The 13,084-nt window shown below is 38.0% G+C and carries 11 protein-coding genes; 3 read left to right on the top strand and 8 right to left on the bottom strand.

Annotation, left to right across the window (positions count from 1 at the left end; genetic code table 11):
* Positions 1-63: 63 nt before the first annotated feature.
* The 4 genes from rpsJ to rpsL form a co-directional block, all read right to left on the bottom strand.
* Complete coding sequence (gene rpsJ, locus CLV62_RS04740; protein WP_026626968.1) at positions 64-369, bottom strand: 30S ribosomal protein S10; 306 nt, start codon at positions 367-369, stop codon at positions 64-66.
* Positions 370-461: 92 nt separating this feature from the next.
* On the bottom strand, positions 462-2,588 hold the full coding sequence (fusA, locus tag CLV62_RS04735; protein WP_110309641.1) for an elongation factor G: 2,127 nt from the start codon (positions 2,586-2,588) through the stop codon (positions 462-464).
* Positions 2,589-2,608: 20 nt separating this feature from the next.
* Entirely contained in the window at positions 2,609-3,085 is a 477-nt protein-coding gene (gene rpsG, locus CLV62_RS04730) for a 30S ribosomal protein S7 (RefSeq protein WP_110309640.1), read from the bottom strand.
* A 159-nt stretch (positions 3,086-3,244) separates the two neighbouring features.
* Entirely contained in the window at positions 3,245-3,661 is a 417-nt protein-coding gene (gene rpsL, locus CLV62_RS04725) for a 30S ribosomal protein S12 (RefSeq protein WP_110309639.1), read from the bottom strand.
* 470 nt (positions 3,662-4,131) lie between these two features.
* On the opposite strand from rpsL, the gene CLV62_RS04720 reads away from it, so the two are divergent.
* From CLV62_RS04720 to tsaE, 3 genes are all read left to right on the top strand, one after another.
* A complete protein-coding gene (locus CLV62_RS04720) occupies positions 4,132-4,632 on the top strand; it encodes a hypothetical protein (RefSeq protein WP_146212700.1) in 501 nt (166 codons plus the stop codon).
* Positions 4,633-5,082: 450 nt separating this feature from the next.
* Complete coding sequence (porX, locus tag CLV62_RS04715) at positions 5,083-6,627, top strand: T9SS response regulator signal transducer PorX (protein ID WP_110309637.1); 1,545 nt, start codon at positions 5,083-5,085, stop codon at positions 6,625-6,627.
* A 47-nt stretch (positions 6,628-6,674) separates the two neighbouring features.
* On the top strand, positions 6,675-7,088 hold the full coding sequence (gene tsaE / locus CLV62_RS04710) for a tRNA (adenosine(37)-N6)-threonylcarbamoyltransferase complex ATPase subunit type 1 TsaE (protein ID WP_110309636.1): 414 nt from the start codon (positions 6,675-6,677) through the stop codon (positions 7,086-7,088).
* 53 nt (positions 7,089-7,141) lie between these two features.
* Here tsaE and CLV62_RS04705 read toward each other — a convergent pair whose 3' ends face one another.
* The 4 genes from CLV62_RS04705 to pgl form a co-directional block, all read right to left on the bottom strand.
* Positions 7,142-7,615, bottom strand: a complete 474-nt coding sequence (locus CLV62_RS04705; protein ID WP_110309635.1) for a hypothetical protein — start codon at positions 7,613-7,615, stop codon at positions 7,142-7,144.
* A 161-nt stretch (positions 7,616-7,776) separates the two neighbouring features.
* Positions 7,777-10,677 carry a beta-mannosidase gene (locus tag CLV62_RS04700; RefSeq protein WP_245904006.1) on the bottom strand — a complete coding sequence of 967 codons (2,901 nt, stop codon included), beginning with the start codon at positions 10,675-10,677 and terminating at the stop codon, positions 7,777-7,779.
* Between the two features lie 110 nt (positions 10,678-10,787).
* Complete coding sequence (locus CLV62_RS04695) at positions 10,788-12,131, bottom strand: DUF6080 domain-containing protein (protein WP_110309634.1); 1,344 nt, start codon at positions 12,129-12,131, stop codon at positions 10,788-10,790.
* Between the two features lie 155 nt (positions 12,132-12,286).
* Positions 12,287-13,009, bottom strand: coding sequence for a 6-phosphogluconolactonase (pgl, locus tag CLV62_RS04690; protein ID WP_245904005.1), 723 nt, complete (start codon positions 13,007-13,009; stop codon positions 12,287-12,289).
* Positions 13,010-13,084: the final 75 nt, after the last annotated feature.

Raw genomic sequence — 13,084 nt, 5'->3', positions numbered from 1 at the left:
AAGAAATCAATCCCTTGCTACTCGTTTACTTGTTTACTCGTCCACTCGTTTACTAATATTTTATCAAACTTTAATTTCTACTTCTACACCACTTGGCAATTCAAGCTTCATCAAAGCGTCTACAGTTTTAGCTGTTGAGCTATAGATGTCAATCAGTCTCTTATAAGAAGATAGTTCGAATTGCTCACGTGACTTTTTGTTAACGAAAGTCGAACGGTTAACAGTAAAAATACGTTTGTGAGTAGGCAATGGAATTGGTCCACTTACTACAGCACCCGTAGCTTTAACTGTTTTCACGATTTTCTCAGCTGACTTGTCAACCAGGTTGTAATCGTAAGATTTCAGTTTGATTCTAATTTTTTGACTCATTTCAGTCTTTTAAATTAAGGGTTGTTTTTATATAGTAATGCAAACCGTGATTAAGAGTCATTTACTAATCACAGTTTGCAAAACAGTTTTTCTTATTTAATAAGATCTACTCGACCTTGACATTCAGTCAAGACTTGTCTGGCGATAGAAGAAGATACCTCTGCGTAATGATCAAACACCATTGCTGATGTTGCACGACCCGAAGTAATAGTTCTCAATGAAGTTACATAGCCGAACATTTCAGCCAATGGAACTTTTGCTTTAACAATACGAGCTCCGGAACGGCTTGATTCCATTCCTTCTACTTGTCCACGACGTTTATTCAAGTCACCGATTACATCCCCCATGCTCTCTTCAGGTGTTACCACCTCTAGTTTCATGATTGGTTCAAGTAATACAGGACGAGCTTTTTCTGATGCCGATTTGAATGCGAATCTCGCACAAAGTTCAAATGATAACTGATCCGAATCCACAGGGTGGAACGATCCGTCAACAAGAGTAACCTTCATTTTATCAATAGCAAAGCCGGCAAGAACACCATTCTTCATAGAATTCAAGAATCCTTTTTGAACTGAAGGTACAAATTCCTTAGGAATATTACCACCTTTCACCTCATCAACGAATTGAAGAGAACCTTCGAAGTCTGGATCTGCTGGACCCACTTTAACAATGATATCAGCAAATTTACCACGACCTCCTGATTGTTTCTTATAAACTTCACGAAGCTCCACTGTTTGAGTGATTGCTTCTTTATAAGATACTTGAGGACGGCCTTGATTACATTCTACTTTGAATTCACGTTTCAAACGCTCAATAAGAACGTCAAGGTGAAGCTCACCCATTCCTTCAATGATAGTTTGACCCGAATCTTCGTCTGTATGTACACGGAATGTTGGATCCTCTTCAGACAATTTAGCTAAACCGTTAGCCAGTTTATCAATATCTTTTTGAGTTTTAGGCTCAATAGAGATACCAATTACCGGATCCGGGAAGTCCATTGCCTCAAGCGTGATAGGATGATTTTCGTCACAAAGAGTATCTCCGGTACGAATATCTTTAAATCCTACACCTGCACCAATATCACCACAACCAATCACCTCTTTAGGATTTTGTTTGTTTGAGTGCATTTGGAACAAACGGGAAATACGTTCTTTTTTACCCGAACGTGTATTGTATACGTAAGAACCTGCATGTAATTCTCCTGAGTAAACACGGAAGAAACACAGACGTCCTACGAATGGGTCGGTTGCAATTTTAAATGCTAAAGCACAAAATGGCTCATCCGGACTTGGGTGACGAGTAATCACTTTTTCAGAATCCTCAGGATCTACACCTTCGATAGCCGGAGTATCCATTGGACTAGGCAAGTATGCACAAACTGAATCCAATAGAGGTTGAACTCCTTTGTTTTTGAAAGAAGAACCACACAACATTGGAGTAATTTGCATTGACAATGTTCCTTTACGGATAGCCACTCTGATTTCATCTTCTGTTATAGTAGAAGGATCATCAAAGAATTTAGCCATCAAAACATCATCACATTCTGCGATTGATTCCAACATTTTTTCTCTCCACTCTTGAGCTTCTTCTAACAGATCAGCAGGAATTTCTTCCACATGATAATCTGCACCCATAGTCTCATCGTGCCAGAAATAAGATTTCATGGTCACTAAATCTACAATACCCGTAAATTTTTCTTCAGCACCTACCGGTACTTGAATAGGGCAAGGATTAGCTCCCAACATTTCACGAATTTGGCGAACAACTTCAAAGAAGTTTGCACCTGAACGGTCCATTTTGTTCACATAACAAATACGTGGAACTTCATATTTATCAGCTTGACGCCAAACAGTTTCTGATTGAGGCTCTACACCTGATACTGCATCAAATGTAGCGATTGCTCCATCTAATACACGCAATGAACGCTCTACCTCAACAGTAAAGTCAACGTGTCCCGGAGTATCAATCAAGTTGATTTTATACATCTCATTATCATACTTCCACTGAGTGGTGGTAGCAGCAGATGTGATAGTAATACCACGTTCTTGCTCCTGATCCATCCAGTCCATTGTAGCAGTACCATCGTGAGTTTCTCCGATTTTGTGAGTCAATCCTGTATAGAAAAGAATACGTTCTGATGTCGTTGTTTTACCGGCATCGATGTGAGCCATGATCCCGATATTCCGGGTATTATTTAAGTTATCTAAAACTTTTGCCATTGTATTATTTACCTCCTTAATTAAAATCTGAAGTGAGCAAATGCACGGTTAGCTTCAGCCATTCTATGCATATCTTCTTTTCTTTTATACGATCCGCCTTGGTTATTGAAAGCATCTACAATCTCTGCAGCCAGCTTATCAGCCATAGTCTTACCACCTCTCTTACGAGCGTAAAGGATAAGGTTTTTCATAGATACAGATTCTTTACGATCTGCACGGATCTCTGTTGGTACCTGAAATGTTGCACCACCTACACGGCGAGACTTCACTTCAACCTGAGGAGTCACATTGTCCAGAGCTGCTTTCCAAATTTCCAAAGAGCTCTTTTCTTCGTTAGGAAGTTTGTTTTTAACCACTTCTAATGCTGTGTAGAAAATACTGTAAGAAGTACTTTTCTTACCATCATACATCAAGTGATTTACGAATCTTGTAACTTTTACATCACCGAAAACAGGATCCGGAAGTACCTGTCTTTTCTTTGGTTTTGCTTTTCTCATTTTTGTTTAAAAATTTTGTTCTTGTTTTTGGTTGCCGATCTCCCTGTCTTCAACGGTTCCGCCGAACCATTTACTCAACCTTATAGTAGCCTACCCAATAAACTTAAAAACACTTTAATACTTGAATTAATTAAAAATGTCGACTATCGGAATTGGAAATTATTTCTTTTTTCCTCCCTTAGCCGGTGCAACTGGTGCTTTTCCAGCTTTTGGTCTCTTAGCTCCGTATTTAGAGCGTCTTTGCGTACGACCATTCACGCCGGCAGTATCCAATGTTCCACGAACAATGTGATAACGTACCCCCGGAAGATCTTTAACACGACCACCTCTAACAAGTACAATAGAGTGCTCCTGCAAGTTATGTCCTTCTCCAGGAATATAAGCATTCACTTCTTTACCGTTTGTTAAACGCACACGTGCTACTTTACGCATAGCTGAGTTTGGTTTTTTCGGAGTTGTTGTATACACACGTACACAAACACCTCTTCTCTGAGGACAAGAATCCAACGCAGGAGACTTGCTCTTATCAACCAAAACAGCCCGACCTTTTCTTACTAGTTGTTGAATTGTAGGCATTTCTTTTAATTTTTAGAACTTAAAAAATTCAATTTTTATTTGGTTAAACTACATTACAAATACGACAAGAATAAATAGTCAACCAAGTGAGTATCAAAATAATACCACATGAAGACTATTCACCTCTTCGTAATTCGAGGTGCAAAAATACAATAAATCAGACACATATCAAAAAAAACGCCCCACTATTTTCATATTTTATTCGAATAAAAAACTATTGATATAATTTAGAGTCACACAATTAAGAGTCTGGTACACCCTCACCCCATCCCTCTCCTGATGAAAGGAAGAAACGGTAGGGGCAGATCTATGTGTCTGCCCAATATCGGGCGAACACATAGGTTCGCCCCTACAATGCCGGGGTAGTTTGTGCCCTTTGGCTCCTTAGCGTTTAGGATAATCTGCTGTCTACTTTTTCCGGGCGTATGCAACACGCCCCTACAAGCTTTTTATCTATTAAAGAAAGTATTATGGGAAAATTTAGTCAATCACTTGTCGAAAAGGTTGCAGCATTAATAGAGGAGGATAATTATACAATTACCGAAATATGCCGTATTGTGAGCATTAGCCGCAAAGTTTTCTACGAATGGAAAGCAACTAAGTCTTCTTTTGCCGAGGCATTGCAACAAGCGGAAGAAGCACGGGAAGAGAAATTGAGGCAGAGAGCCCGCCAATCGATGCGGCAAAAGCTGGAAGGGTACAGGCAGGTAGAAACAAAAACAACGTATGTGGCTTCGAAGGATAGCGACGATCCTTATAGTCTGGTAGTAAAAGAATATGTGGTAAAGGAAAAATACTGCGTACCCGAAACTTCGGCTATTGTATATTCTTTATCGGGTGGATATAACGAGTCGAAAGGCAGGAAACAGGCACAGGCTCCGAGTCCGTTTATGATCACTGTAGACAGCGAAAAGACCAAACGCGATCTGGAAAGGTTACAAAGGAATCTGAGTGAGAAAAAAGGCTTGTGATAGGTGTCACTTTTGTCACTTTTGTTACCTTTTTAGCTCTTGTGTATTGAAAGTCAATTGTTTGAAAATCTCTCAAAAGTGACACTTATTAGTCATTTACTGTTTACTTTGTTACTTTATTTGTTTACTTTTTGTTACTATTGTGAATCAGGTGTTGAAAACTGTCTAAATATTGTATTTTTATTTCCGACAGAGGCTTACACCCGTCAGCCTACCGATGTGGGAAGAGAGCATAAAAAACAAAAAGACTACTTATACATTTTGTTATATAGAAATACTTAACTTTGAGGTCACAGACCTTCTTATTAAGGTCACAGACCTATTGACTGCTTTGGTAAGTACAATAACGAGAGACAGTTACAGTTACGAAATATAATAATAAATAGTTACCATTGCAAAACAACAAAAAGGCCTAAGACCTTAAAATAAAGAATAGATAACATAAAACATATGAAAAAATACCGCATACTTTGGGCTGATGACGAAATAGAACTACTTCGCCCCCATGTCCTTTTTTTAGAAGAAAAAGGCTATGAGATAGTAACGGTCAATAGCGGGCAGGACGCCTTAGATTGCTGCAAGGAAGAGAGATTCAATCTTGTATTTCTGGATGAGAATATGCCCGGACTTACAGGATTGCAAACCTTAAGCAAGATAAAAGAAATAGACCCGAACATACCTGTAATAATGATCACCAAAAGTGAAGACGAAGGTATAATGACCGATGCCATCGGTAAAAAAATAGCCGATTACCTCATCAAACCGGTGAACCCGAACCAGATACTATCTTCTATAAAGAAGAACCTCCATAAAAACGATATTGTATCAGAAGCTACACTGGAAGGGTATCGCGAGGAGTTCAATAAAATAGGAATGCAGATAGGAGATTCGTATTCTTTTGAGGAATGGACAGAAGTATATAAAAAGCTTGTTTTCTGGGAAATGGAACTGACTGCCACTCAAAATCCGCTTTTAGAATTGATCGTTGCACAGAAACTCGATGCTAATAATTCGTTTTGTAAATTCGTCAAGAAGAATTATGTATCATGGATACAAGACCCCGACAACAGACCGATTATAAGTCCCGATTTATTCAAAAAGAAAGTATTCCCTAAATTAGATAACGGAGAGAAATTATTCTTTATTCTTATTGATAACTTCCGCCTCGATCAGTGGGCGGCTATAAGAGACATGTTAGCTCCCGACTTCACATTTGAGGAAGACATGTACCTTTCGATACTTCCAACGGCAACACAGTATTCTCGAAATGCTATTTTTGCAGGATTGATGCCTTTGCAAATATCCCAGATGTATCCCAATTTATGGGTAGAGGAAATTGAGGACGAAGGAAAGAATCTGAATGAAGATCTTTTGATCCAAGCACAAATAGATCGTTTCAGAAAAAACTACTCATTCTCTTATAATAAAGTACATACATCCGCATACGGAAGCAAATTATTACAGAACTTAAACACATTAGGCAATAATCAACTAAATGTGATAGTTATCAATTTTGTAGATATGCTTTCGCATGCAAGAACCGATTCTCAAATGATTCGCGAATTGGCAGCAAACGAAGCGGCTTATCGCTCACTTACCCGATCGTGGTTCAAACACTCAAGCATAAGCGACCTTTTCAAGCATATTGCAAATATGGGTTATAACATTGTATTGACCACCGATCATGGAACCATCAGAGTAAAAAATGCACTAAAGGTAATCGGAGATAAAGCTACAAATACCAACCTAAGATACAAAGTAGGTAAAAACCTCGATTACGATTATAAGAAAGTCTACGAGAGCCGAAACCCTGCACAGATAGGACTACCCTCTCCCAACCTAAGCAGCAAATATATATTTGCTCTCAATGAGGACTTCTTTGCGTACCCAAACAATTACAACTATTATACATCCTATTATACTGATACTTTTCAACATGGAGGAGTCTCCATTGAGGAAATGTTACTACCATTTATTACTCTCAAACCGAAATAAAACAATATAAATCAACAAAATATATAAACATTAAGAAGAATAAGATAATGACTATAGAGATAAAATCACTGGATACAATCACAGACGCTGCAACTGAATTTGTTAAGCAGATGGGAGACAATACGGTTTTTGCATTTCATGGAGAAATGGGAGCCGGCAAAACAACTTTCATAAAAGCTATCTGCGAAAAGCTTGGAGTAACCGATGTTATAAACAGCCCTACTTTTGCAATCATAAATGAATACAGGTCTGATTCGGGAGAGTTAATATACCACTTCGACTTTTACAGAATCAATAAAGAAGAAGAAGCATTCGATTTCGGATACGAAGACTATTTCTACAGTGGCTGCATATGCTTTATAGAATGGCCCGAAAGAATAGAGTCACTTCTACCACACGACACTGTACATATTACAGTAAAAGAGGTAGAGGATGGAAGCAGGCTTGTCGGAATAAACTAAAAACAAAAAAAGACCGATAATCTCGGTCTCTCTTATTTTTACTTATATCAAACTCAGGATAGAGTTGCAGCGGCAATTCCAACAACAATAGCACCAATAATGACAACGATATACAAAGCGAAAAGAACAATCATCATTATACCTATAAATTTATAATGAGATTTTAGATAACGTAAACCTTCTGTCAAAAGATCACTATTCCTTGCATTCAGAGCATCACGTGTATTTATTGAGAACTTATACAAGAAATAAACGGGACAAGCATAAAGAGCTGCAAGAACTAAATATATTAATGAAAAAAGACCCGGAGCTACTGCGAACGGACTGGATTGAGTAAAGGAAGCTGATAACATAGATAGGAATACACCTATAAAAATAGCAAAGATCACCATAAGAGCAATGCCTATAAAACCCAGAATGGATAGAAACTTTGCCCACTTAGCAGTCTCCTTTAAAAAATCAAATGAAAGATCAGTCAGCTCCAAACTTTTTTGGTCAGACTCTTGCGTTGAATAGTTATTTTCCATACGAATTGAAAATTTGTTAATTTTACGAATGATTGCAAATATAATAAAAAAAATGACTCCAGTGTTAATAGATATAAATAAGCTGATTTAGGAAAACAATACAATAAAAGGTCGGCAACATTACCGACCTTTCACTCTGTATATAAGATCAATAGATACCTTTACAACTCTATAGAATCAAAATTGTAACCTTCTGCTATTATAGCAAAATTAGCTGGAACCATATCCGGTAATGCCAATTCTATTTTACGTTTTTCTCCGGGTAGTAAATTCATGTACCCTTCAGAAAAATAAGCAGGAAGAATTATTTCACCGGTTATTTTGCTTTTAGCATTCAACTTAACCGCTACAGCAAATTCTTTAGAGGTATTTTCCAATTCATATAGACATTTACCACCTGAGTTCTTTTTCAATGTTAGTTTCAGTTCGGGTTTACCTAATGCGTTTAATGCTTGGTTAGATTGCAAATTCCCCCAATTCTTCCAATAGTCATTTATTGAAACAATGTTTCCTTTGCTATCCCTCAGTTCAAGGCGAACTAATGTATATTTAGGTACATCTTTTGTTGCCAGTTCCGGAATAAAACAATCAACCTTACCATTGGCAGGCACATCGTATTTTTCTGTTTTATTGTAATACTCTTTACCCGTGATATGGAAATAACGAACATTCACTGTCATATTCTTATAACCTTCACGAGTAGAGTTCACGATTATCACCTTGTTATCAGGCAAATTCATTTGGATATGAACAGGCTCTTGCGCCTTCTTAGCTCCGAAGTACGAACCCGGAGTTTCATAGTCGTACGTATAAGTCTGCCATGTCATACTAGGCCATGACGGATGACTCATCCACATAATAAGACCCGTTGTATTGTCCCACATACGACTGTTCCAAGCTTCAATCATAGCTCTCCATGTATCATAAGTTACCATTTGAGCTTTCTTTGAAAAGTCTTCCATACTGCTGGCTTTTCCATAGCTATTTACAGCACCCATAAAATCTTCAAAGAAGTGAGTCGTATGATGAAGATCGTGATATGCCCACACATCATTTATAGGCCATTGATCTTCGGGAGCAATAAACTTACGGATAGTATTTGCTGTTGGAATAGCCTGAGCCCCAAATTCAGTATTGAATCCTTCTGCCGTTTCTGTAAAATAACGAGACTGATCCTTAAAGAAACCGTAAGGACCGCTATTCACAGCATTTAAGAAACGAGAATTTCCATGATAATGACGTGTAGGATCTTCTGTAGCTAACATTTTAGCCAATTGAGGCTCCATTCCTTCGGGAGCATACCCCTCGTTACGAGGACACCAGATTGCAATAGATGGATGAGTTCTGAAACGGCGTACCACATCCGTAGCATTCTTCATAAACAATTGATAATCGTTCGGCTCAACTGTATCATCTGTCGTAATCCAGAAATCATTCCATACAAGCATACCATATTCGTCTGCCAGTTCGTAAAATAGCTCTTCGGTAGTTTCGCCTACCCAGTTACGGATAAGGTTGAAATTAGCATCTTTATGCAACTGGAAATAGGGCACGAATTTTTCACGGGATATGCGCTTCATTGCATCATCCATACCAAATGTACCTCCTTTAATAAAGATACGAACTCCATTTACACGGAACACGAAATACTGACCCACAGGATCGTTATTAGACAGTTGCTCAAAAACAGCAGTCTCATCTATATTCTTTTGTAATGTGGGTATCGTCCTGTTCAGTTTAGGATCACCCACTTTCACTACATTTTCATAATCAAAAATAGGTTTGCCATTTGTTTCGACATCCACAGGCGTATAAGCTACTCTATGATCTCCTTTAGCCGGAGTGTTTATCATCAATTCGTATGATAATTCACGAATACCAAAACGCAACTTTTTCAAATCAGAGAATTTTGTTCCTGCATTTGCTTGTAGTTCGAGATTATAAAGATTGGGAGCACCATAACCATTAGGCCACCAAAGCTTTGGGTTCTTTATATTCAGTTCTTTAAAATTTACGGGATCAAAAACCAACGCCTTCTCTTCTTTAGCCTTTAAGGTATAAGCCAAGTTAATATCTACACCTTCAAATTTAGCAGATAAAGTTCCCTGTATAGGAGAGCCTGTTAGATTCTTTACCGGAACAATAATCTTTATCGTAGCTTTTGTAGTGTCGGGCAAAGCAAGATTAGTCACCACCTGAGGATCACCGATAGTCACATCACCACCAACTCTCAATCTCACATCTTGCCAAATACCCATATTTCGATCACGGATACCTGGAATCCAGTCCCAACCCATAGATGCTATAAAAGTAGGACCATCTAAGCTTAGCTGCCCTCCATTTAAACCCTGTCCTGCAACCATTGATTGCTCATGCGATATACCGGGATTATCAGGAGGAGAAACCAATACTGCTAAGACATTTTTACCACTAGTTTTTATCAATGATGTTATATCATATTCACCACGGATAAACGCCCCCGTCATATTTCCTAGTTTCTGTCCATTCAGAAAAATTTCAGCTCTATAATTTATCCCATTAAGCAACAAGCGAACTCGTTTTCCTTCGCTATTAGCGGGAGCATCGAACGAAGTACGATACCACCATTTCATGTAAGCCAGCGTATCGGGTATCGCCATATTATTAAGACCAAAGTAGGGATCGGGGTATTCCCCCTGATTCACCAAAGTAGTAAGTACTGTTCCGGGAACGGTTGCATTATACCAGTTCTCTGTATCGAAGTTTGTACTGAATATCGACTCTTTAGATTCTATCACCTGAGTTGAAGTACCCATCTCCCAACCATCGGAGATAATCCACTCTCCATCTTGCGTAGGGATTAACTTTGTGGGAATATTTTGCTTTGCCTTTCTTTCCGAGGTCTGAAAAGGAGCTTTACCATGTGGCAGTTGATTTTCGGGTTGTTTCTCTTTCAGTCCTGCCCAAAGCTTGGTAAACCCGGTTTTGCCCATCATATCCTGTGCATGTAAAGTAGGAACAATAAGTGCAGAAAGGACGATAGAGCCAATAAGGATACAAGTCTTTAGTGTTTGTTGTTTCATGAATGTTTAAGTTTAGGTTGATTCGCAATTTCACAAATATAATCAAAAAAGGTTCAATCCCGAAGGGTTTAATGATTGAGTTGTTAATTAACAGAGCCGATACATCGCACTTACCATTTATAAGACGCAGCAGGCCAAACGTTATTAGCCTCATTAATAAATTCAACCAGCCTCACATAATTATTTATAAGCATACAGATAAACAAACAGCCGATAATGCCCAAATAAGTATATCTCTTCCATGTGCCCAAAGATTTGTATCCCCAGCCGAAGAGAAGAGGTACAATATAAACCCAGTGCCCTCCATAGATGTAAGCATCCAACATTCCATATTTGAGAAACAAGTGCAATATTATATCGACGGAAAACAACAAGAACAATAGTTGAACCAGCTTATTTCTGAAGTCGGTAAACAAGGGTATACATATAAGTACAGTCAATAACAATATGAAAATAGATTCCCACACATACGAAAAGGGAACAGCATTAATCTGATACATATAATAATCCTTGAACTTAAGCCCTATATTAATAGCCGTATCCTTTGGGATAACATCTGTAATTGTAGTAATATTCGGGAACAGGACGGCTCCTCCGATAAGGGATTTCCAACCCGAGAGGAACAATTTCTCGGAAGCATCTTCGGGTAAAGCCTCAGTAAATCTCTCTATAAAAAAATCGAACAAACCTTCTCTGTAAACCGCAGCAAAAAAGCATACGAGCAAAAGGCAACCTATTAGAAATGTCTCTTTTAAGGCTTTGGTGAATTTCTCTTTAGCCAAAAACACCGGGATCATCCCTTTTGCAGTATTGGTTATGGTTATCCCCCCTAATACAAAGCAAAAAAAGAAGTTTGTCGAGAATCTGATCTTTCCTCCATCCTGAATCCTGACCGAATAGTAATAAACAAAAAAGGATAAAAAGAAAATACTAAAAGCGTAGGATTCAATCGTAAAGCTTAAGATCAGGCATGTAAAAGAAAAGGCATAAAATAAAACAAACAAAGACACGATAAGCATATTCTTAATCTTTATAATCTCTGTCAGGTATCTGTAAATATAAACAGTCGACAGCGAAACCATAAGATTACAGATCATTGCAAATCCAATTGTTTTTATCTTGTAATTACCATAAAGATCAGCGAAGAACTCCAAGACTAGACTCATCGGAGTTGAATATAAATTAAATAACGGATGAGCAATATCATGTCCGAATGGAATACCATGAAACCTCATTCCCACATCATAATTCAGGTAAACATCGTATCTTTTTATCAGGCAGTCTTGTATACAAGTTTCATTGGCAATTCCCCACCCGAACGAACCGTAAACCAGTAGCAGAAACAGCAATAAAATTATCTCTTCTTTATTCTTAGGAAATATGGCTTTAAAGACCGACATAAGTTCCTTCAAACTATCCTTTACATTAATTACAAACGTCTCTTTAGTAATCATTATTTCATGGGTTACGAGTATAAGGGGCAAAGATAAAAATATTACTACAATAAAAAATATGGCATACTCACAAATAGAGAAAGCGAAAGAATAGAAAACAAAAAAATCCACTACTATTTAATAGCAATGGATTAGATATTAAGGTCTTTTCTCTCTTACAAAAGACTTGCAGCCCCCTCGTCCAACATCCAGAAAAGTTTTCCATTCACAGGATTTACTTTTGCTGCCGGATAAATATCTGCAAATTTCTCACGTTCTTCAATTATCTGCTTCACCTTCTCCGCTTTATTTTTTCCTGTTACCAGAAAAACTATATTACGGGAATTGTTTACAAGGCGCCCCGTTAAGCTAATACGCTCCATACCTGTCTCGGGATGCTGGGCAGTAACACAGTCTGCCTCTGCATTCCACAAATCAATCTGATGTGGGAATATAGATACCGTATGACCATCATCTCCCATACCAAGCATCATAATATCAAATACAGGAAGACCGTTTTCTTTCGGAAGATACTTGTCCATGATAGAAGTATACCACTGAACCTCTTCTTTTGATTCGTTCTCACCATGTATACGATGGATTTTCTTTTTATCTATTGTCGGAATCTTATCAAACAACAGACTTTTGGTCATCCCAAAATTACTCATTTCATCTGTAGGACGTACACAACGCTCATCCCCCCAAAAAAAAGCAATCCTATTCCAATCAATCGACTCTTTACAATTGGCTACCCAATAATTAAAAAGGGCTTTAGGCGTTGAGCCTCCCGAGAGTGAAACATTCACTATTTCCCGTTTCGAAAGCTCTTCTTTTAATAACGAAGTAAAGCCCTCGCTGAGGGCTTCAACATCTTTGTATATATTAATCTTCTTATCCATAATCACAGTAGTTGATAATATTTAATGTCAGGCTCCAAGGTTATAACTAACAATCGTTGTATAATATTGGATGGA

Origin of the sequence: Indolivaga alginatilytica, from assembly GCF_003201355.1 — a bacterium.
Classification (GTDB): domain Bacteria; phylum Bacteroidota; class Bacteroidia; order Bacteroidales; family Dysgonomonadaceae; genus Dysgonomonas_A; species Dysgonomonas_A alginatilytica.
Note: the sequence above shows the minus strand (reverse complement) of the source record. Positions and strands in the feature narration are given on the sequence as shown.

Excerpts from the sequence above, each read along its gene's own strand:
- pgl (WP_245904005.1), bottom strand. The coding sequence starts at position 13,009 with ATGGATAAGAAGATTAATATATACAAAGATGTTGAAGCCCTCAGCGAG.
- rpsL (WP_110309639.1), bottom strand. The coding sequence starts at position 3,661 with ATGCCTACAATTCAACAACTAGTAAGAAAAGGTCGGGCTGTTTTGGTT.
- fusA (WP_110309641.1), bottom strand. The coding sequence starts at position 2,588 with ATGGCAAAAGTTTTAGATAACTTAAATAATACCCGGAATATCGGGATC.
- CLV62_RS04705 (WP_110309635.1), bottom strand. The coding sequence starts at position 7,615 with ATGGAAAATAACTATTCAACGCAAGAGTCTGACCAAAAAAGTTTGGAG.
- porX (WP_110309637.1), top strand. The coding sequence starts at position 5,083 with ATGAAAAAATACCGCATACTTTGGGCTGATGACGAAATAGAACTACTT.
- CLV62_RS04695 (WP_110309634.1), bottom strand. The coding sequence starts at position 12,131 with ATGATTACTAAAGAGACGTTTGTAATTAATGTAAAGGATAGTTTGAAG.
- rpsJ (WP_026626968.1), bottom strand. The coding sequence starts at position 369 with ATGAGTCAAAAAATTAGAATCAAACTGAAATCTTACGATTACAACCTG.
- CLV62_RS04720 (WP_146212700.1), top strand. The coding sequence starts at position 4,132 with ATGGGAAAATTTAGTCAATCACTTGTCGAAAAGGTTGCAGCATTAATA.
- tsaE (WP_110309636.1), top strand. The coding sequence starts at position 6,675 with ATGACTATAGAGATAAAATCACTGGATACAATCACAGACGCTGCAACT.
- rpsG (WP_110309640.1), bottom strand. The coding sequence starts at position 3,085 with ATGAGAAAAGCAAAACCAAAGAAAAGACAGGTACTTCCGGATCCTGTT.
- CLV62_RS04700 (WP_245904006.1), bottom strand. The coding sequence starts at position 10,677 with ATGAAACAACAAACACTAAAGACTTGTATCCTTATTGGCTCTATCGTC.